Source organism: Candidatus Neomarinimicrobiota bacterium (assembly GCA_034716895.1).
Classification (GTDB): domain Bacteria; phylum Fidelibacterota; class UBA8477; order UBA8477; family JABMPR01; genus JABMPR01.
Map to the genome: position 1 here is coordinate 1 of JAYEKW010000161.1, position 21,037 is coordinate 21,037.

At 44.1% G+C, this 21,037-nt stretch carries 17 protein-coding genes and 1 pseudogene; 5 read left to right on the top strand and 13 right to left on the bottom strand.

Features of this window, described 5'->3' with window-relative positions; translation table 11 throughout:
- A complete protein-coding gene (locus U9Q77_10045; GenBank protein MEA3287697.1) occupies window positions 1-843 on the top strand; it encodes a S1-like domain-containing RNA-binding protein in 843 nt (280 codons plus the stop codon).
- Between the two features lie 174 nt (window positions 844-1,017).
- On the opposite strand, the gene U9Q77_10050 is transcribed toward U9Q77_10045, so the two are convergent.
- Window positions 1,018-1,620 carry a PH domain-containing protein gene (locus tag U9Q77_10050; GenBank protein MEA3287698.1) on the bottom strand — a complete coding sequence of 201 codons (603 nt, stop codon included), beginning with the start codon at window positions 1,618-1,620 and terminating at the stop codon, window positions 1,018-1,020.
- Window positions 1,621-1,699: 79 nt separating this feature from the next.
- Window positions 1,700-3,397, bottom strand: a complete 1,698-nt coding sequence (locus tag U9Q77_10055) for an HD domain-containing phosphohydrolase (protein ID MEA3287699.1) — start codon at window positions 3,395-3,397, stop codon at window positions 1,700-1,702.
- 277 nt (window positions 3,398-3,674) lie between these two features.
- Between U9Q77_10055 and U9Q77_10060 the strand changes: the two genes are divergently transcribed.
- Window positions 3,675-4,988 (top strand): PhoH family protein, encoded by a 1,314-nt coding sequence (locus tag U9Q77_10060; protein MEA3287700.1) that lies wholly within the window; start codon window positions 3,675-3,677, stop codon window positions 4,986-4,988.
- Between the two features lie 136 nt (window positions 4,989-5,124).
- On the opposite strand, the gene U9Q77_10065 is transcribed toward U9Q77_10060, so the two are convergent.
- Window positions 5,125-5,544, bottom strand: coding sequence for an arsenate reductase ArsC (locus tag U9Q77_10065; protein ID MEA3287701.1), 420 nt, complete (start codon window positions 5,542-5,544; stop codon window positions 5,125-5,127).
- A 57-nt stretch (window positions 5,545-5,601) separates the two neighbouring features.
- On the bottom strand, window positions 5,602-6,519 hold the full coding sequence (locus tag U9Q77_10070) for a CsgG/HfaB family protein (protein ID MEA3287702.1): 918 nt from the start codon (window positions 6,517-6,519) through the stop codon (window positions 5,602-5,604).
- 493 nt (window positions 6,520-7,012) lie between these two features.
- On the opposite strand from U9Q77_10070, the gene U9Q77_10075 reads away from it, so the two are divergent.
- From U9Q77_10075 to U9Q77_10085, 3 genes are read left to right on the top strand one after another with little or no spacing between them, the layout of a single operon-like run.
- Window positions 7,013-7,492 (top strand): Lrp/AsnC family transcriptional regulator, encoded by a 480-nt coding sequence (locus U9Q77_10075; GenBank protein ID MEA3287703.1) that lies wholly within the window; start codon window positions 7,013-7,015, stop codon window positions 7,490-7,492.
- 15 nt (window positions 7,493-7,507) lie between these two features.
- Window positions 7,508-8,536, top strand: a complete 1,029-nt coding sequence (locus U9Q77_10080; GenBank protein ID MEA3287704.1) for a homoserine dehydrogenase — start codon at window positions 7,508-7,510, stop codon at window positions 8,534-8,536.
- Window positions 8,533-9,723, top strand: coding sequence for a PLP-dependent aspartate aminotransferase family protein (locus U9Q77_10085; protein MEA3287705.1), 1,191 nt, complete (start codon window positions 8,533-8,535; stop codon window positions 9,721-9,723). The genes U9Q77_10080 and U9Q77_10085 overlap by 4 nt, the downstream gene beginning before the upstream one ends.
- A gap of 88 nt (window positions 9,724-9,811) precedes the next feature.
- On the opposite strand, the gene U9Q77_10090 is transcribed toward U9Q77_10085, so the two are convergent.
- The 9 genes and pseudogenes from U9Q77_10090 to U9Q77_10130 all read right to left on the bottom strand — a co-directional run bounded on the left by U9Q77_10090 (window position 9,812) and on the right by U9Q77_10130 (window position 20,926).
- Complete coding sequence (locus U9Q77_10090) at window positions 9,812-11,269, bottom strand: transglutaminase domain-containing protein (protein ID MEA3287706.1); 1,458 nt, start codon at window positions 11,267-11,269, stop codon at window positions 9,812-9,814.
- Window positions 11,270-11,561: 292 nt separating this feature from the next.
- A complete protein-coding gene (locus U9Q77_10095) occupies window positions 11,562-12,569 on the bottom strand; it encodes an oligopeptide/dipeptide ABC transporter ATP-binding protein (protein MEA3287707.1) in 1,008 nt (335 codons plus the stop codon).
- Window positions 12,566-13,582: an ABC transporter ATP-binding protein gene (locus U9Q77_10100; GenBank protein ID MEA3287708.1), complete on the bottom strand. Its 1,017-nt coding sequence runs from the start codon at window positions 13,580-13,582 to the stop codon at window positions 12,566-12,568. The genes U9Q77_10095 and U9Q77_10100 overlap by 4 nt, the downstream gene beginning before the upstream one ends.
- A gap of 225 nt (window positions 13,583-13,807) precedes the next feature.
- A pseudogene (locus tag U9Q77_10105) lies at window positions 13,808-14,044 on the bottom strand (ATP-binding cassette domain-containing protein).
- On the bottom strand, window positions 14,041-15,093 hold the full coding sequence (locus U9Q77_10110; protein MEA3287709.1) for an ABC transporter permease subunit: 1,053 nt from the start codon (window positions 15,091-15,093) through the stop codon (window positions 14,041-14,043). Before U9Q77_10110 ends, U9Q77_10105 begins: the two are co-directional and overlap by 4 nt.
- A gap of 173 nt (window positions 15,094-15,266) precedes the next feature.
- Window positions 15,267-16,544 (bottom strand): ABC transporter permease subunit, encoded by a 1,278-nt coding sequence (locus U9Q77_10115; protein MEA3287710.1) that lies wholly within the window; start codon window positions 16,542-16,544, stop codon window positions 15,267-15,269.
- 355 nt (window positions 16,545-16,899) lie between these two features.
- Window positions 16,900-18,819 (bottom strand): ABC transporter substrate-binding protein, encoded by a 1,920-nt coding sequence (locus U9Q77_10120; protein ID MEA3287711.1) that lies wholly within the window; start codon window positions 18,817-18,819, stop codon window positions 16,900-16,902.
- 184 nt (window positions 18,820-19,003) lie between these two features.
- Window positions 19,004-19,537 (bottom strand): hypothetical protein, encoded by a 534-nt coding sequence (locus tag U9Q77_10125; GenBank protein ID MEA3287712.1) that lies wholly within the window; start codon window positions 19,535-19,537, stop codon window positions 19,004-19,006.
- 336 nt (window positions 19,538-19,873) lie between these two features.
- A complete protein-coding gene (locus U9Q77_10130; protein MEA3287713.1) occupies window positions 19,874-20,926 on the bottom strand; it encodes a hypothetical protein in 1,053 nt (350 codons plus the stop codon).
- Window positions 20,927-21,037 lie beyond the last annotated feature (111 nt).

Below are 21,037 nucleotides of genomic sequence, written 5' to 3' on the forward strand. Positions count from 1 at the left end.
ATGTCACAAATTGGAAAAATGAACACCCTCTATGTATTAAGGGAAGTTGATTTTGGAGTATATCTGGATGGTGAGGAGTTGGGAGATATCCTGCTTCCCAAACGTCAAGTTCCCGATGGAACAAAAATCGATGACCAGATCGAGGTTTTTATTTATTTCGACTCTGCTGATATGATCATCGCTTCCACTCAGAAACCAATAACCCAGGTGAATGAATTCGCTCTCTTAAAAGTTGTAGACAACAATGATATGGGTGCTTTCATGGACTGGGGTTTGCCAAAAGATCTATTGGTGCCTTTCCGGGAGCAAAAACACAAACTGCTTAAAAATCGCCACTATGTCGTACATACCTACCTGGATAACGTCAGCCAGCGTATAGTAGCCAGTACCAAGTTGGATAAATTCTTACTCAAAGAAACACCAGACTATACAGCGGGCGATAAAGTAGATCTATTTATCGTTAGTCTGACTGACCTGGGCTATAAAGCTATCATCGAAAACGAATATTGGGGTTTACTTTTCAAGGATGAGGTCTTTACTCCTCTGGAACAGGGTCAAAGACTACAGGGTTATATCAAACAGGTCCGTCCTGATGGTAAGATCGATATCAGTCTGCAAAAACCAGGGCAACCAGAGCGACTGCATGTTGATGCATCCAGCCAAAAAATAATTGATACTCTCAAAGCTCATGCTGGATTTTTGCCTTTGACCGACAAATCACCCCCTGATCTGATCTATCGGGAATTTGGTATTAGTAAAAAGGTCTTCAAACGCTCCATCGGCGGCCTCTACAAAAAACGGCTGATCAAACTTGAACCCGGCGGTATCCGATTAAACGAGTAGTCCTGATATTCCCCAAAAGAATTGGGCTTTCCAAATGATCCAAATTAAAGCGTAGTGTAATAGACTAAAAAGCGCACCCTTAGAACATCATTTATCATTACTTGAAAACCATCTGTGCTTAATCAGTGTACCTCTGTGACCAAAAACACTTATCCCCAGAAGACCCCCTGAACGCTAACCCAGTTTACGACCGATCCGCTTAACTTCTTCCAGAATTGATTGTAAAACTTCCACATCGCCTGACTGAACGTCAGTAGTTTGCATTTTTTCTGGTTGTTGAGAACCCCGATAAGCCTTGACTTTAGCTCTTAGGGTTGTGTGCAGAGAATCAAACTCGGTTAAACCCTCCAGTTTGCCTTCCTGGCTTCCGCCCTGGGGACTTTGTCCAGCCGTTTGGATCATGAGGGTTCCGATCCCCAGCCAACGTTCATAAAGTGACCGACTTAGCGTAAAGTCTGTAATGGCAGAATAGGGAATACTAACACTCTTCTTGGTAATGATTCCCTTATGAACGACCACGCGTTCGTCCTCAATAGAATACTTTAAATTGATGATCCAGAGATAAAATAACCATGGGGCAAAAACCCATAATGTTATGAGACCGCCAGCCACCCATGACCAGACATATTGGACAAATTCTACATTCGTGACTTCGTTATCCAGATTTACAACCAGTGCCTGAATAATCAAAGATCCCAGGATCACCACTATTGTGATTGTCAATAAAGTGTAGATCTCACGCCGCATTAGCAAACGGCTATTGGGTTTTAGCTCCATTTTACCCTCCCTTGTTTTCTATAGCCACTAAGACACGAAGACACACAAACTAGCCTGTAAACTCTTTGTGTATTAGTGGCTATACTTTCACTGGTTTTGGTTGAATATCCAGGTACTTCTGAACATCAACCACATCGATATATTTGGCATCCAAATATTCATCAGCATATTCTTGAAAAACACCCTCAGAAAGAAAAATATCGAACAGGTCTGCATCAATATGTTGATCCGCCTTGAAAAAGCCCATGATCCGCATGGCTTCTGACAGGGTTTTCCCTTTTTTATAGGGTCGGTCGCTGGCCGTCAAGGCCTCAAAGATATCGGCAATACCCATTATACGAGCTTGAATGGACATCTGATCTTTATTCAACCCCTTGGGATATCCGGTTCCGATCATGGTCTCGTGGTGACCACCAGCAAATTCAGGTACGCGTTTCAGGTGCTTTGGAAAAGGTAGTTTCTCAAGCATATCAATGGTAACGACAATGTGATCGTTGATCTTGTTTCGCTCAGCATCATTCAGGGTTCCCTTGGAAATATTCAGATTCATGACCCATTCTTCGCTTAGCAGATCTTGTTCCTTACCATTTAAAACGATCCTGTATTTGGCGATACTCTTCACTCGATCCTGTTTGTCACCAGCCATGAATTCTCCGCCTGCATTGCAGATCCGCAGAAATTTCTGGTCATCATCAAGTTGAGCCAGTCTGGCACTTTTTTTCGCTTTTAGGTCTGCTCGTTTATCGGTACCGATGGTCAGAGCAGTGAGATATTCGATCTCAACATCTCGCTTGAGAACTTCAAAACGGGTATCCAGTTCATGGATCCGATCATAGATGGTTTCCAGTTTTGTGGCTTTGTCCACCACGTACTCCGGAGTCGTGATTTTTCCCACATCGTGGAGCCAGGCAGCGATCCTTAATTCATCCATATCGTCTTTAGAAAAATTTACATCTGCAAAAATTCCCTTCTGGACCTGGTTGACCTTTTCGGCCAGCATAATGGCCAGGGCCGGTACTCTGGAACAGTGACCACCTGTGTAGGGCGATTTTTCATCAATGGCATCAGCGATCAGTTGGATGAATGATTCTAACAGGTTTTTCAGCCCCTCGATCAAACGAACCGTGGTGATGGCCACCGCCGCCTGACCGGCCAATGATTCGATTAGTTTTTGCATATCCTCCGAGAAAGCGATGATCTCCTTGGAATTTGAATCGGTAGCATTGATCAACTGCAAAACACCAATGATGTCATTTTCATGGTTGGTCATGGCTATACACAAGAAAGATTTTGACCGATAGCTGTTTTTTGAATCAAAAGCCTTGGTGCCAGAAAAATCGAAAACCTCATTTTCATAGGCATCCGGAATATTCAAAGTTTCACCAGTTACTCCAACATGGGCGGAAATCATGTGGTGATTTGGTTCACCATTTTCCATATATAGCTTAACCGGATAAATGAAATCAGGGATTTTAATATCGCTGATTCCACCCATATCGGTTCCCAAAGATTTGGTTTTCATAATCTCAAAGGCCAGCCGATCATCTTCTGTAGTAAGATATAAAGTTCCACCATCAGCGTTGGTGATTCGCATTCCTTCTTCTATGATCGAATTAAGCAGGGTTGGCAGGTGTCGTTCTGATGAAAGCTGATAGCCGATTTCAGTCAGTTTGTCGATCTGAATCTCACACTGCTCGATATAGCTCAAAACATTGGGATCAACTTTAGCCAAGTGTTTTTTGACATCATCTCGATTTATGAAGGATTTGTTGCTCATTACTATCTCCAGATTCAAGAACGCTCAATTCTAACAAGAGGGTTAAGATAACCTTAAGATCAAAAAATGAAGCGATTTTCTTCCTGATGGTCACAAACGAAGATGGTTTCTGTTTTGCTTACCCTGGGCATGGATCAAGTCCTTGACATGGTTCAATATATCCCTGTTTTTGTCCATCATTAAAAGAGTAACTAATCTCTCCGCCAGCAAAAATCACCCGTGTCTTGATTAGACAAATTTGTTAAATTCAGGCCAATCATCCTAAGGAGGAGCATCTATGAAAAAGACTCTTGTATTGGACACCAACGTCATTCTTCATGACAGTGACTGTCTCTCTCATTTTGAAGATAATGATATCGTTCTCCCCATGGCAGTACTGGAGGAACTCGATCATTTTAAAAAGGGTAATGATGTTCTCAATTACCATGCTCGTGCTTTTGTGAGAGCCATCGATCAACTAGCTGCTGATAAAATTTTCGATGGAGGGGTTAATCTTGGTAAAAAGCGGGGCATTTTTCGAGTAGAGATCAACTCTGTTAGCGAAGATCTCGCCGGGGTTTTCTCTGAAGATATAACCGACCACCGCATCATATATACGGCTTACGAATTGGCTAAAAAAGAAAAACAGCGGGTCGTATTGGTCAGCAAAGATGTCAATCTGAGGATGAAGGCCAAGGCTGTGGGCTTGGAGGCTCAGGATTATTTCACGGACAAAGTGGCTAAAATTGATGAGCTTTACACAGGGAAATCAACCCTTGAGTATATAGATTCTTCACTGATCGACAGGCTCTATAAAGCCCCCTTTGAGATACCTTTCAACGAAATTGGTATTGAGAACACTCCAGCACCCTGGCATCATTATATTCTTAAAAATGATCAGAAATCTGCCCTGGGAGTCTATAACCCAAACCAGGATCTGCTGCAGCGACTGGACAAACGGGAGGCTCATGGAATCCTGCCTCGCAATGCAGAGCAGCTTTTTGCTTTGGACATTTTGACCAATGATGATATTCCACTGGTCTCAATTACCGGGAAGGCCGGCACGGGAAAAACATTACTGGCTCTGGCAGCCGCCATGGAAAAAAGACGTTCTTATCGCCAGATCTATATTGCCCGACCGATTGTTCCACTTAGCAATAAAGATATTGGTTTTCTGCCGGGAGACATCAAATCCAAGATCGATCCCTATCTACAGCCTCTCTGGGACAATCTTAAAGTGATCCAGAATCAGTATCTCAATAACAATTCAGAGTTTGAAAAAATCAACAAACTGGTAGAAGAGGAAAAGATCGTCATCGCACCCCTGACCTATATCCGTGGTCGCAGTCTCCAAAAAATCTTCTTTATTGTGGATGAGGCCCAGAATTTGACCCCTCATGAGATCAAGACCATCATCACTCGGGCTGGAGAGGGAACTAAAGTGGTTTTTACCGGAGATATTTTCCAGATCGACCATCCCTTTCTGGACAGTCAATCCAATGGGTTATCCTATTTGATCGATCGTTTTAAAGGTCAACGACTCTACGCCCACATGAATTTGGAAAAAGGAGAGCGATCTGCCCTGGCTGAGTTGGCTTCTAATTTACTTTAAAAGCAACCACAGATTTCACTGATTACTCGACATAACTTAACGGGAGGTACTCGCCTTTAAATCAAGGTGGTGTGGTTTCAATTCATAGAGCGGAGTCGATCGTGCATTCAAAGGCGTCGTAGCGCTACTGCCTGACTCAGCGTTCTTGAGTGATAAGAAAATCCCGGATTCGGGCTTTTAAATCATCTCTAGTTCGACGATAGTCCGGCAGCTTTGATTCATCCATATCCCACCCGTGATAGGGGTCCTTCACACTCCAGTGAATCCGTTCTACGCTCCCGGGAAAGGCCGGACAGGTCTGAGCGGCGTGATCGCAAACCGAAATGACAATATCAATACCGGCATTCAGATAATCCAATACATCATCCGAGTGTTGATCGCTTATGTCGATTCCTACTTCCTGCATCACCAGAATAGACATGGGGTGCACCCGGCTAGGCTCCACGCCGGCAGAAAAGACCTCGAATTGATCACCAGCCAAATGGCGCAATAATCCTTCGGCGATCTGTGAGCGACACGAATTCCCTGTGCAAAGAAAAAGTAATTTTGTTTTCAATTGAAAAATCCTGCTTTTCTCCTGATTGGGGAGATCTGTATTAGATCGATTTTTTGCTTAATAGGTAGTCGTGCTGGTCAAGATCATAACGGCAATAACAGAACCGATACAACACCCAAGACTACTGCTACCGGCTCCCCATTTCGTTCGCTTTTTTTTCATCTGCTCTTTGTAGGCTTGAATATAGACCTGCTGCAACTGAGAATCTGTTGATCCCAAGGCACTTATACGATCCAGCGGAGGAGCTGCTTCTTTCATATAACCTGCTCCAGCAACCACTCCAGTTGCCAATAATCCCCCCATAGGCCCCAGCAAAAACCCACCAGCTGTTCCTGTAGCCGTCCCGCCAACACCCCAGTTAAACTTTGAAAAATCAGCATCGGCATCTTCTCTGGCTTTAATTTGAGCTGCCATCATATTGGTAATTATACTGGTGTTCATCGCTTCTGAAATAACCGGGGTCAGGACAGCTAGAGGTGGAACCGGTGCTAACAATTCCTTACCGGCGATCTCACCGGCAATAATCCTGAACAAGCCCAATAACCCATCAACCTCACCGCGATAATCCTTAAAGTATGAGGCAATGATCTCACCGGATTCTACCTCAACCAACCTCAGGTCTATGGTATAGGTGGATGCCAGTTTACCGATGGAACCAATGACCAATAACTCAGCCCCCAGCAATTCGCCAATTTCCACCAGTTTATCTTCGCTGACCGTTCCCGACATCTGCAGCTTTTGTTCCTTGAATATCTGTTCGATCTTATTGCGTTCGATCTGCAGAAAAACTTTGGTTTGGACCAGTTCTGAACGAAACCGATCGGTTAACGTTGAGGCTTCCAATTTGGAAACACCTTTGGCTTCAAACTCCAGGACTGCAATTGACTTTAATGGTTCTTCTCCGGCCCAAACTGGTAGCGCTGCAATACTAACAATTATAATCAGCACCAATCTTGATAAATATGCACGTTTCACTAAAGTCTCTCCCTCTGTTTCTATAAAAATATTAAAGCTCAATTTAGTCGATTTTTCTTAATAATAAAGACCAAGCTTTTCAACAGACCCATTCTATCTGGAAAATAATTGGGAGAACTACTTTGGGTCCTTGCTCTGCAAGATATTTCGTGCTTCAAATAATGGTCGACTTAAAAAGAGAGATCGCCGTGCATCGCGAAGACACGCAATGCGCTATTTGGGTTAAAAATGGTATTGTTAAACCGGCGACAGTTAAACGTACGTTTTTAACAACAAAACGGTAGGGTGCAGACCCTTCGATTTCGTTCAGGGACACGAGAGAGGTCGCGTCTTACTGAGCGGAGTCGAAGTATATATATACAAATCACATACGTTTAACTGCCGCCACAGTATTAAAACTGGCCAGCAGCACCCTAATTCAATTGGATACACCTCTTGTTTCATTATATTTGCATTGTATAAATTAAATATACATAATGATACTAAGGCAACTATGAACATTGACAAAACAGATGAAAAGATATTATCCATTCTGCAATACAATGGCCGGATATCAAATGCTGAACTAGCAAGACAGATCAAAATGTCGCCGCCGCCTACTTTGGAACGCGTGAAAAAGCTGGAACGCAATGGTGTCATACAGAGTTATGTTGCTCTGGTTGATCCAGTCGAACTCGGTCTGACCTGTTTCACTTTTGTTGAGGTAACGCTCGAACGACATGGTCGAGAAGGGGTGGAGCGCTTTATGGCGGCTATTACCAAGCTGGATGAAGTAATGGAATGTCATCACATCACCGGTGGCGCTGATTTTTTACTTAAAGTTGCCAGTCAGGATATCCCGGATTACGAAAACTTCGTTCTGCATAAGCTCACTGCCCTGCCAGAAGTTCAACACTTAAAAACCATGGTTGTACTTTCAACCCTGAAACATGAAACCCGATTGCCCGTTTACACATCCAGGGAAAACAGCTAGGGATATTTACTGATAATGATTAAACACCGGATAGCCTTGGTTGGCTTTGGAACTGTTGCCCAGGGATTATGCCATATTCTTCATAAAAAACGGACTGAGCTGCTGGAGCAACATGACTTTGATTTTAAGATCGTTTCCGTCACTACCCGCTCCCGGGGAACCATGTACCATTCACAGGGTCTCAACCTGTCTGACCTATTAGAACTGGCTCTATCAAAATCAGCCTTTTCTGATCACTTACAGGACTGGAATACCGAAACAATGATCAGACAATCAAATGCTACTGTTGTGGTGGAACTCAGTACGACGGATCTGAATTCCGGTGAACCTGCTATAAGCCACTGTAAAGCTGCTTTTGAAACAGGCAAGCATATCGTTACCGGGAATAAAGGGCCGGCAGCCCTGGCGTATTCAGAATTAAAGCTCATGGCCAACCAGAATAATTGTCACTTCCTGAACGAAGCCACTGTTCTGAGCGGGACACCCGTATTCAGTTTGGTTCAAAAATCGCTGGTAGGAAACCACATTCATAAGATCCGGGGTATTTTGAATGGAACTACTAATTTTATTCTCAGCGAAATGGAAGCTGAGGCCACCTACTCCCAGGCTCTTGACGTAGCTGAGACCATGGGCTATCTGGAGGCAGATAAAGCAGCCGATATTGAAGGCCATGATGCTCAAGCTAAACTGACGATCCTGGCCAATATTCTCATGGGTCTTCCACTACACTTGAAGGATGTCAAGCGCAGCGGTATCGAACCCATTACAGTTGAAGCCATCCAGGCCGCCAAACAACAGCATGAACGCTGGAAACTGATTGCCACCATAAATGTAAGCGGTGATGCAGTTCACGCTGAAGTAAAACCGGAAAAAGTGCCTTTTAGCGATCCTTTATCCCAGGTTATGGGAACAGCCAACGCCATTACCTTTTCTACGGATCTTCTGGGCGAGGTTACCATTGCCGGCCCTGGTGCCGGAAGTATCGAAACCGGTTATTCAATTTTATCAGATCTTTTAACAATAAATAGAGGGAATGTATCATGAGTTTAGATTTAAAAGGCAAGGGCATTAATACACGCGTCACCCACGCAGGCAAAAATCCTGATTCTGTTCATGGGAGTGTTGGGGTACCAATTTATCAGACCTCCACTTTCAAGTTTCGCGATGCTGATCACGGTGCCCGTTGTTTCAGTGGTGAAGAAAAGGGTTACATCTATACCCGTATCGGAAACCCTACCATCAATACTTTTGAAGAAGCCGTGACAGAACTCGAGCATGGGTTTGGTGGTATTGCAACTGCATCTGGTATGGCAGCAGTAAGTGCCGTGTACATGACATATATGAGTGCTGGAGCCCACATGGTGGGAACTGATGCTGTTTATGGATCTTCCCGCATGGTCATGGAAAACGAGTTTAGCCGCTTTGGTGTGGAGCATTCATTTGTTGATACCGCCAACCTGGATGAGGTCCGGAAAGCCATGCGCTCCAACACCAAGTTGCTTTATATCGAAACACCTGCAAACCCCACCATCAAGCTAACTGATATTGCAGCCTGTGCTGAAATTGCCCACGAACATGGGGCTGTCCTGGTGGTTGATAACACCTTTATGAGTCCCATCTTACAAAACCCGCTGGCGTTGGGTGCTGATGTGGTTCTTCATAGTATTACCAAATATATCAATGGACATACTGATGTTGTTGGTGGCGTTCTCATTGCTAAAACTGAGCAGGAGTTCGCTCGAATGAAGGCTGTAATCAACAATACAGGTGGAACGATGGATCCTCACCAAAGCTGGTTGGTTCTGCGGGGTATGCGCACTTTATCCTTGCGGGTTAAGCGGGGAGAAGAAAATGCTCAGAAACTGGCAGAATATCTGGAAGCTCATCCAAAAATTGATTGGGTACGCTACCCTGGATTAGTGTCTCATCCGCAACATGATCTTGCCAAACAACAGATGAATGGCTTTGGCTCCATGATCAGTTTTGGGGTTAAGGGTGGTGTTGAAAGTGGAAAAACCGTTCTAAATAATGTCAAAATCCCCCAACTTGCAGTTTCACTGGGAGGCTACGAATCACTCATACAACACCCAGCCTCCATGACACATCACAATATACCCGAAGCAGAGCGTATTGAAGCTGGTATTACAGATGGTTTGATGCGTATTGCAGTAGGGACTGAGGATCTCGTCGATCTTCAGGCTGATCTGGAACAGGCTTTAGCCTTGATATAATAGCTCCTTAAGCATAGAGCGGGAAAAAGACCGTGATCTACCTCCGGTAGACAGGGCTTGGTTGCGTTATATCATGCTTAACGTGACACTAGTATCTTTGCTCCTGCACCTTGATCTTAATATTCCCCAGGAGTGGAATAAGATTTGTCAGATTCTCGAAATCTCCTTCCAGTAAAGCTATGTGAGTCACATCTGCCGGATATTGATTTAAACTGGGATCCACATCCACCCACTCACCGTCAATGGCGATTACAGGCCAGGCATGGAATAGGAAACGACCCTGCACGTACACCAGGCCGATATGCACTTTTGTCGGGATGCCGGCGGCTCGACTTAGGGCTGTGTACAGGGTTGTGTGTTCGGTACAGTCACCCACTCCTGTGTTCAGAATATCAACAGCACCTGAAATACTGGCCACCGGTCGTTTCTCCAGATATTCAAAAACCCATTTGGTGAAAACTTTACCTACATTTTGAGTTGGGCTTTTCTGTTTCAGGATCTTGCTGACCTGTTCCTTGATCTGGGCGTGCTCACTTTGGATCATTTCAGATGGCCTTAAATAGCTCTGGATAGTTTTGGGGGCCACCATCGTGCTGGTTGGCGTTAACCGTAATTTGACCGGATCTATATTTATTAGTTTCTGTCGCTCCGAATTCAGTCCCGACAAAACCTCAACTGGAATTCCTTCTATTTCAAGGATCAACTCGTTTAAACGACCTGGCCTATAGATTGGATGGGTCGGGACCACTGCGAAGCCATTTAGCAGATCAACTTCAGCTGATTCGATCCGGGACAGAGCCAATTCAGGGGTAGTGCGTTCCATGGTCATCCCCATGATGGTCTCTTCTTTATAGGTAATTCCATTGTCATCCAGCCACATAATGGATGGGATCCCTTTAAATTCGATACGTAGCTTGTTCAGAATCAGTTTCTCTCCGGCGATCTTCTGCAGCTCTTTGCCTTCATGGCTTATGGTCACATCGGCCATTTCATTTGACATGGGGTCATAGGCCGGAACCCGAATTGTCTCTCCCTCAAGAATGCCTTTACTGGCCACCATGGGTTGAATAGCTGTATAGGTGTACAGGTCTTCAGGAACCTCGATCTTGGAATAGCTGGTGTCTCGTCCCTGAATGATGCTTAGAGACATCTCCGTACCCTCTTTATCACCGACGATATAAGTGGAATATTGATCCGAATTCATCCAGAAACTAAAACCGTTCAAGCGAAACATGGTATCCATTACCGCTTTATTCTCCAAGTGTATCTCGGATTCCAAGCCTCCAAAAACCACGTTAAGGTGAGTGGAACTTTTGATACTGTAGCCCGCAGAACCTTTATTCTCTATGGAATAGACCGTGTGACCCATTTTGCGACCATCAAGGTAAATGTTCATCCATTCTGATTCACTGGGTAATTCTCTCAGGCCGGTTTCCAGGGAGAGATAGGCTGTGGATCCACCCTGAAAATAGCGATTATAGACAAGTCGCCCGGATAGAGCCACCCAAAGCGTGACCAGTAAAATAAGATATAGTCGACGTTTCATAGAACCTTCATGCATTTTTATCAATCCACCTGGCTTCGTTCAGGAAGAAATAGCCGTCCAAATCGGTGTTCAGCCCCTCAACGGTTCCGACAACAGTAATATTCACCCCTGGTAGAGGAAAACCTGTTTTCTGATCTATAATTTGAATTTCACTAGCTACACCAGGCGCTATGGCAAACAGAAGAAGAAGAGTTTTCACCTTGATAGTACGTTTAATTAGAATAGCCCTCAAACTTAAATAGCTACCGGGTTTCAGATTCTCCTACGGACCCTGAAGCATTGAAACGGGCTTTTATTGCTTAACTACTGGACACGCCACAAAATGGTCCCTGGCATGCTCCTCAAAAACCGGTTTTATCTCAGAGCATGAGGATTCAGCGATGGGACAGCGTGTTCTAAAGGCGCAACCACTGGGTTTGTTCAGGGGTGTTGGAACGTCCCCTTTCAACACGATCCGATCACGGTTCTTGCGGGACGGATCAGGCAGAGGTACCGCTGACAAGAGGGCTTTGCTGTAGGGATGTCGTGGATGATGATAAACATCCTGGGCATTTCCATATTCAACCATATCACCCAGATACATCACTGCGATCTTGTCTGAGATATGCTCCACCACTGATAGATCGTGAGCAATAAACAGATAGGATACATCAAATTCATCTTGAAGGTCCATCATCAGATTGATAACCTGAGCCTGAATCGATACATCCAGGGCTGACACTGGCTCATCACAAATAATCAGGTCTGGATTAGTGGCCAAAGCCCGGGCAATACCTACTCGCTGCCGTTGTCCACCAGAAAATTCATGGGGAAAACGACTGGCTTGTTCCGGTTGCAAGCCCACCTTATCCAACAACCAGCCCACTTTTTCAGTCTGCTCTTTATTGTTCATATCTGTATGCAATTGCAGGGGCTCACTAATGATTTGTGCCACTGTCATCCGCGGATTCAGCGATGCATAAGGATCCTGAAAGATCATTTGGACTTTTGAGCGATACTTACGCACCTGGTTAGAACTTAGTTTTGCAAAATCAACAATTTCATCACCAAAGTGGTATTCAATGCTTCCGCCAATTTCGACGTCTGGAGCAACATATCTGAGAATATTAATCATGGCCCGGCCGACGGTGGTTTTTCCACAACCTGATTCGCCTACCATGCCCACAATCTGTTTACGATCGATACTGAAAGAGATTCCGTCTACCGCTTTAACTGAAGCAATCCGTTTAGAGAAAACTCCTCCATGAACGGGAAAATGCACCGATAGGTTTTTGACATCTACGAGCCTATTCTTACTCATGCGGACACCTGGCCTTCCTGAACCACAAAACAGCGCACAAAATGACCCGGACTAACTTCCTGCAATGGCGGCTCCTCCGTATCACATTTATTCAATTTAACACTACAGCGTGTACAGAATTTACAACCCACAGGGAGATTCAGAATATTTGGAACCATGCCGGGGATTGTTTCCAGTCTATTAAGCTTGCGCTCTTTATCGGGACGGGGAATAGATCCCAGTAAGCCGTGGGTGTAGGGATGAAGGGGATTACTAAAAAGATCATTCACTTCAGCAACTTCCTGGATCAGACCACCATACATAACAATGACTCTTTCGCAAGTTTCAGCAACCACGGCTAAATCGTGGGTGATCAATACTACCGCTGCATCCGTATCTGTTTTTTTGAGATCCAGCATCAGATCCAGAATCTGAGCTTGAATGGTAACATCCAGAGCAGTGGTTGGTTCATCTGCGATCAACAGTGATGGGTTTTTCGAGAGCGCCATGGCAATCATGACTCGCTGACGCATACCCCCTGAAAATTGGTGGGGATAATCATCCATGCGACGTTTTGCATCTGGAATTCCAACCATATCAAGCAGGCCAACTGCATCATTGAAAAGTTTCTCGTGATTTTCTTTAAACTCAGAACTTATTAGTTTATCAATACCAAGAATAAAGTAGGCGATGAAAGTTGGCACTAAACCACCGATTATGAGCGTCTTCAGTATATCAAGGGGCAGAAAACTCCAACCCGCTGCCAACTGAGAGAACACGAGAAAAATGAATCCAACAATACCAGAGGTTTTGAGGCGACCCGGCATTGTAATTTCTTTTAGGCCTTTTGCTTTATTCACAAACCAGGCCTTCAGGGTTTCTTTCAATGAGGTCGGGCGAACGGACTCCATCATCTGCATCCCAATAGTGAATACCGGGTTCAATGAGGTCATGGGTTCTTGAAAGATCATGGCAATCTCAGAACCACGAATGTCCCACATATTGCTATAGATATTCTGTCTAAAGTCTGCAATCGCTTGATTTCGAGGTGAATTAAAGAACAGGTGAACCGTAACTGTGAGATCAAGAATAAAGGCGATAATCCCAAATAGAATCCCTGGAATCGGCAACATGGCATATATGGCAATCCATAGAAAAAAGAAGGCTATTGCAGCCTGGCTTCGCCTGCGCTCAGGTATCCTTTGAAAATATTTGAATTGAGGAACAGCTTTGGCTTTTTCCAGCTCTTTTGCATCAAAAATCTTTTTTCCCTTGAAGATGATTTCACCATCAGAAACTTCTCCAGGGGGATTGGGGATTAATTGAATCAATGAAAGCACTGATACTGATTTTCCAGATCCAGATTCTCCCACTATTCCCAGGGTTTCACCTTTGTAGATGTCAAAACTGATCCCATCAACGGCTTTGGCCCATTCACCACCAACTTTGAATCGGGTTTTGAGGCCCTTGACTTCTACCAGCTTTTCCTGATTCATCGCAACCTCGAATATACTTTGGGGTCAAAGGCTTCACGTACCGCTTCCCCAATAAACACAACCATGATCAATGTTGAAAATAGAGCCGAAACCGGCGCGAAAACCATCCACCATTTGGAAATGTTTTGCAGTCCAACATCCAGCATTTGTCCCCAGCTTGGCGTTGGTGGTGGCATCCCAAAGCCCAGATAATCCAAACCAACCAACGCTGATATGCCACCGACGATAGCAAAAGGAAAGAAAGTAATAATTGGGACCATCGCATTGGGTAGGATGTGTTTGAACATAACTTTGAAATTGGTTTGCCCCATAGATAGGGAGGCAGCCACATAATCTTTGGATTTCTCACGATAAAATTCAGCTCTCATCAGATAGGTCATCCCGATCCAGTTCACAATGGTGTAGATAAAGACCAGGAGAAAGAAAGAGGGACGAATAATGGAACTGATAATAATAATGACAAATAACATGGGCAAACTGGACCAGACTTCAATAATACGCTGAAAGAAAAGATCAAATCTACCGCCAAAGTAGCCCATGCTACCCCCGATGATAATACCGATGATATAGTTCAGAACGGTAAGGACAAGCGCAAAAGAAATGGAAATATTGAACGCATAACAAAGCCGCGCAAAAACGTCACGACCAGTATTATCTGTTCCCAGCCAGTGATTTCCACCTGGTTGTTCATACATTTTATTGCCCGTTACCGTAATGTCTTCAAAGGGGCTGTATGGATAGAGCGGCATGACGATCCAATTATCACTTTCCTCTGCCTGCCAGGTTTCCTGGAGTTGCCGGTAAACAGCTTCACCGGGAACATCCTGACCAAACTCTGAGCCGGCATAATACCCAATTATTGCAGGAAAATAGAAATCACCTTCATAGCTCAAAACCAGCGGTCTATTATTGATGAGCACTGGCAAAAACCAGGACAGACCATAGAGAATCAGTAGTATAATGAAGGAATAGTAGCCGCGCTTCAGGGTTTTAAACTTAAGCCAGCGCTTCTTCAGGATGGATAACGAAATTTCTTGTTGTTCAGGCATAGTGTAAGTAATAATTAAAAAGGAAGAATTAATAAGTGGGAGAGCAACGTTTTCCGCTCTACTATTAATTTATTATTCATTCCCTTTTCCTTCTTTAGATAGTTAATTGCTTATGTAAAATAAGTAAGAAGCGCTTCTACACCTTTTTACTTATTCTTTATTCTTTATTCTTTTTACTTAAACCTGATTCTTGGGTCAACTGTAGCCAAAGTAATATCAGAAAGGATATTGGCCACCAGACGGATGACAACCACAATAACCAGAAAGCCCATGGTAATGGGGTAATCTCGATCCAGAATCGCCTGGAATCCCATTTTTCCAAAACCGTCAATATTGAATACTTTCTCAATCAGATAGGATCCGGCAATCACTATTCCGATCACGCCACCAATTCCTGAGGCAATGGGAATGATTGAATTCCGAATAGCATGAACCCAGATAACCCGTTTTTCCTGTAGACCTTTTGCGAATGCAGTTCGGATATAATCCTGGGAGATATTTTCCAGCAAACTGTTTTTCATGAGAACCGTTAGCCCGGCAAAACTGCCGATAGACCAGGCAATGATCGGCAAGACGGCATGCCAGAGTTGATCTTTAATCTGTCCAAAGAGGGTTAAATTTTCCCAGACTTCGGAGGGAGAGCGAAAACCGCCCAGGGGTAAAACGTCCCAATAAGAGCCCCCTCCAAAAAGCACAAGCAAAACCCCACCCAGGGCATAACCGGGAATTGAGTATGCGGCAAAGATGACAACACTGGAGAGAAAATCAAAAGTTGATCCATGGTTCAATGCTTTCCTGATCCCCAATGGAATACAGACCAGATAAGAAAGCAATAAGCCGCTGAGTCCAAAAAAGACGGATATTTTAAAACGAGGTGCCATTACTTCTGTCACAGGCAAATCGTAGGTATACGAAGTCCCTAAATTTCCAGTCAGGATACCAGAGAATTCAGTTTGAAAGATGGTGGTCAAGATCATGTTCTCTTCAGAGCCTTCTGCATCAATAGAGGCTTTCCAGATGTTACTGATCGTACCCTCTTCGTCATAAACGAGGACTTGATCACCATCAAGCTTAAGTGTCATGTAGGTTCCGCGTCCCACATTCTTTTGAGCTTCAGTAGCGTCATTGAGAAATTTTACCTCACGGTGTTTGATTTCTCTGGGCCAAACCCCCAGCCAACTGAGGTAGCGCTGATAGATCGGCTTATCAAAACCATAGAAACGTTTCAACTCCCGAAGAGCAGAGGGAGGAAGAATAGAGCTGCCACCGCCCATGATATCTCCTACGCTGCCAACAGATTCACCACTTTGCATGGCACCAGCCTGTAACTGCTGAATCGTTTGCTCCAATGGTCCACCTGGCGCCATCTGTAAAATTACAAAGATGAGCATGGTCGATCCCAGAAAAGTGGGGATCATGAGGAGGATACGTCGTATAAAATATGTGGTCATTGTTAATTAATAAGTAAGAAGGAATAAGTAAAAATGTTAGTCTTTGGAAGGCTGTGCTTATTCATGAGCAATGCTCTGTTTAGTTGTGAATAAGGCTAATGATGCACATCTTCTACCAATTATACCCCTAGCTTACTTTCCCTTCTTCCTTCTTCATTATTACTTCTTAATTATTGACGCCCTCGCAAAAAGTCCCTCTCGCACGTCTACGCTCTACAAGCTTCGCCGCACAGGCAGAGCGCGCAGAGACGCAAAGTGTTGTTATATATGGTTTTAGACTTATTCACTATATGTGGTTGTATTTAATGGTTTTAGGGTACATTTTATGAATTCTCAGATACTTCTAGCGGTTTCGTCAATTATTACTTGCCTTAAGATATTCCGGCCAAAACTTTACATCAATCTCACCAATGGGTAAATCACTATCGCTGGCCATGGCCGCTTCCAGGGCAGCCTCTTTTTCCGGCTCATACCACCAGAGCGTAAATACGGAACGGTAATCTCCACCATAGCGACTAACCATATATTCTGGATATCCAAATTTATCCCAATAGGCTATACGCTGATAGTTCCGGGCAATACCCCAGGCAGCAGGATGGATATCTGAGTAAAGACCATCGATCTCACGGATAATTTCAACTCGGCGAGCCTGTTTAAAGGTCACATCATATTCTACTAGCAATTCATCGACGCGATCACTTTTAAAGCCACCAATATTATTGGTATTGTTTTCATCAGCCAGCGAGGATTTTAACGAAGTCTCCGGATTGGGATAAACCAGACCACCCCAACTTTGCATATAGATCGTAAAGTTACGCTCCATAAGATTTTTCCAGTTGGCATTGCCATCGATGTACTTGATCTGCATATCGATACCATAATCTTTCATCATCTGCTGAACCGGAGTAACCATATAATCTACACCTTTAGATATGCCGATTTCAAAGCGCAGCACTCGGCCATTTTCATGAACCAGCCAACCTTCATCATTTCTCGTTTTATACCCAGCCTCCTTTAAAAGTTGAACTGCTTTTTCCGGGTTATAAAAAACCTTTTCATTGTCCGGATTCTCATAAGCAGAACCTGAGTAAAGTGAGTTCATCATAGAGTACTCATTATAGTACATCTCTTCATTCATCTTTTCCCGGTTGTATAAATATGAGAAAGCCATGCGAACGCGTTTGTCATCAAAGGGCCATTTCCGCATATTAAACGCATAACCGGATGTACCTGCTGGTCGTTCAGAATAGACCTTATGTTTTTGGATCCAGCCTTTTTGGACAGCTTCAAAATCAGTTTCTTCAACCCATTCGCGAGCTGCTGAAATCGTATAAAAATCACTTTCACCTTTTTTGAATTTTTCAAAGATCAGCGCATTGTTGTCTTTCACAACGATAAACTTGATCTTGTCAAAATTAGCTGCATATTTATTCATGGGATCATCTTTAGCCCAGTGATCCGGTCGGCGGGTAAAGGTAAAAGATTCCTGATTAATAATATCCTCTGTATGGATGATGTAGGGTCCGGTACCAGGCAACATCTTAAACTGGTATTCCTTCAAATATTCTGAACCATCCACCTGATTCAGGTAATAAGATGGCAGAATCGCCATTCCACCAAAGTACAGCAAATTGCGCCAGCTCAATTCCTGACAAACCACAGAAACAATATATTTGCTTTCAATAACCGGACGATCAAATTTCCCATAGACCAACTGGTCAGAAGGTGAGAGAATGGTTTCATCCATGTGCAAATCCCAGGTAGCCACAACATCCTCAGCAATGACTTCACGACCGTCCGACCAACGGGCATCAGGATTGATACGGAACCAAAATTTCATTTTATCATCAGAGATCTTCCAATGGCTGGCCAACGAAGGGATGAACTCCAGGGTAAGGGGGTGAGTGGTGACCAAACCTTCATAACAAAGGCCTGAAATAGTGTTATTTTCAATATAATTGGCATTCTGGCCCTCAGTACGCATAGTCGCCGGGAAACGGGAGGTGATGTGACGAAAGTTTCCACCTTTTTTCGCCCGTGGATCACCAAAATAAATTTGTTCTTCAGGAGGTATAACATAGGTTTGGTATCCAAGTTCTTCGGCAAGCTTCTCAAAGCCGTAACCGCCATCCTCTGCAGTTGTAGTAATATCTTTTTGTGCAATCTTGCCCTCTGCTGCTGAAGTATCAGCTGCTTGTTTTTCTCCCCCACCACAGGACCAAAGCCCCAGGGCTGCTACAAAAAGCATCAAAACAACGACCTGAAAACGTTTCATGTTAACACCTTACTTTTTTGTTAGTATATATAAACATCTATCTCGTATCATTTGAGCATTCAACATACATTATTTAGGCCATTTCCGCTACTATTTGCTAGCTGGTTTTCTGGCATTTTAATAACAAATACGGATGCGGTTTTCTTTATGCATGGGCGAGTCAAGTCCAGCTGGAAACAACAGCTCAGCGGTCTTTTTGAGCCTTCCTGACGACAAGCAAACCAAACACTCCAATCACCAGTGCAATGATCGATCCAAGGGATATTGAAACCGGCTTTTCCATAATGAGTGTGTGTGACCTGAAATCCATGTCTCTGACGGTACCTGGAGCAATTAACTCAGCAGTTAACAGAAGTCCCAAAAAATCATTTTTGCTTCGATAGCGGATCAGCTCGATATCATTTTCATAAGCTGTTCTTGTCGCTGAGAACTGCTGGTGGGCTGCCAGGGGATCATGATAGCAGGCTCGACCGATACTTGTTGGCCAGGCTTGCTGTCCGGGAAGACCAATACTATAAAATGCTGCTGTTTCCCCAGTTAGGTCGAGTCGTTCCAAAAACCCTTTGAGTTCCGGATAGGTGTGAATGAGTCTCTGCCCCTGTTCAATTTGAACCGGATCCAAAACAGGTGGCTTATTATGCCACATCACTAAACCGGTATAGAATAGTATCATCAGGGTGGTTGTTATCACAACTCGACCGCTACGCTTAACTCTCATTCAGAGCGCCTTTAGGTCAATCTGTTATTGACAAGGTGATGTTGGTATATTTTCACAGACTGCAAGATAATCAGCGACTAAAACTGCGCCATCACTTCTTCGGCAATCTAGGCAGCCTTTCTGAAATGGGTGAAACCATATCCCAAGACAATCAACAGGATGGGACCCCCGTAGGTCATGAGAATCGCTTTGGCTGCCTCTGTATTTGTATAAAATAGATCCCGGAGCTACTCCGGCATCCATTACGGCAACCACATCCCTTGATCTGGCCATCTCGTCCAACTCAAATGGCTCTTGAAAAAAAGGAGATATCCACGATTTTCTGAATGGTTAAAATCAGTTCGCGAAAAACTTAGCCTGGTCTACCAATTCTCTGTATTCAGTATTTGGATTGATCTCGAATGCCAGCTGGGCTTCCAGAATGGCGAGCCTGGGTTTTTCCTGAAGCAGATAGATTCGGGCTAGCAGAGCATGACTGAAATGATCGTCATTGTCTCGTATTAAAGCTTGTTCACACTGTTGCCTTGCAGCATCCAGCCATGACAGGCTCTCTATCTGAGCCAGATTAATATACAGTTCTGCCAAATGATGTCTGCCCTTGATAGCATCGGGATAATGATAAAGGTAATTTTGTAAAACCTTTACCGCTTGTTTGATATCCTGACCTTCTATCATGTAGGCTACATAGGCTTTCCAGATATTCTGGTCTTTGGGGGCTAATTTTACGGCAAGGGCATAATTATCCAGGATGACCTTATCTTCCACTGCTGTATTCTCCTGGGCCAGAGCCAGGGCACCGTAAGCAGCACCTTCCATGGGTTCATTCTCTACGGCTATTTCCAGCAGGTCGATGGCCATGGCGGTCTTTCCGGAATTGTTAAAGGTGCTTGCCTTACCGACAGTTGCCAGGTAATTGGCTGAATCCAAAGCCAGGGCTTTATCATAGTGAGACAAAGCTTGTTCGTACAGATCCTTTTCATTTAGGATCTGTCCCATGCTGATTTGAACCTGGACATTCTCAGGATCAACGCCAACTGCCATTCGATAATACTGATAGGCATTTTCCAGGCTGCCTGTGGCATGGTAGATCTCTCCGATGTAACGGAGGATCATGGCTGAATCTGCCTGGGCGTCCAACCCTCTTTTACACTGATTGACGGCTGCTGTCATGTTATCATCTTCAAAGAACAGCCGAGCCGCAAAAAGATAGGCCTCTGTATATTCAGGAGCCGTTTTCTGAATATCCATGAGATAGTTCAGGGCGGCCTGACGTGAACCAAGCGCGGCTTCTGTTTCTGCTTTCGAGTATAGAATATCTGGATCTTCGCTACATGCCGTTAAAATAGCCAAACTAATAAATATAAGTGTGAGCCAACGATTCAGCCCCATAATGTGTCTCCTAACCAATTTGTAAAAAATTAACTTGAGTCACATCTTCAGCAAGGGTTATTTGATCGAATCAGACAGTCCTATTTGTTGATGATGATTGCGATATTTTCG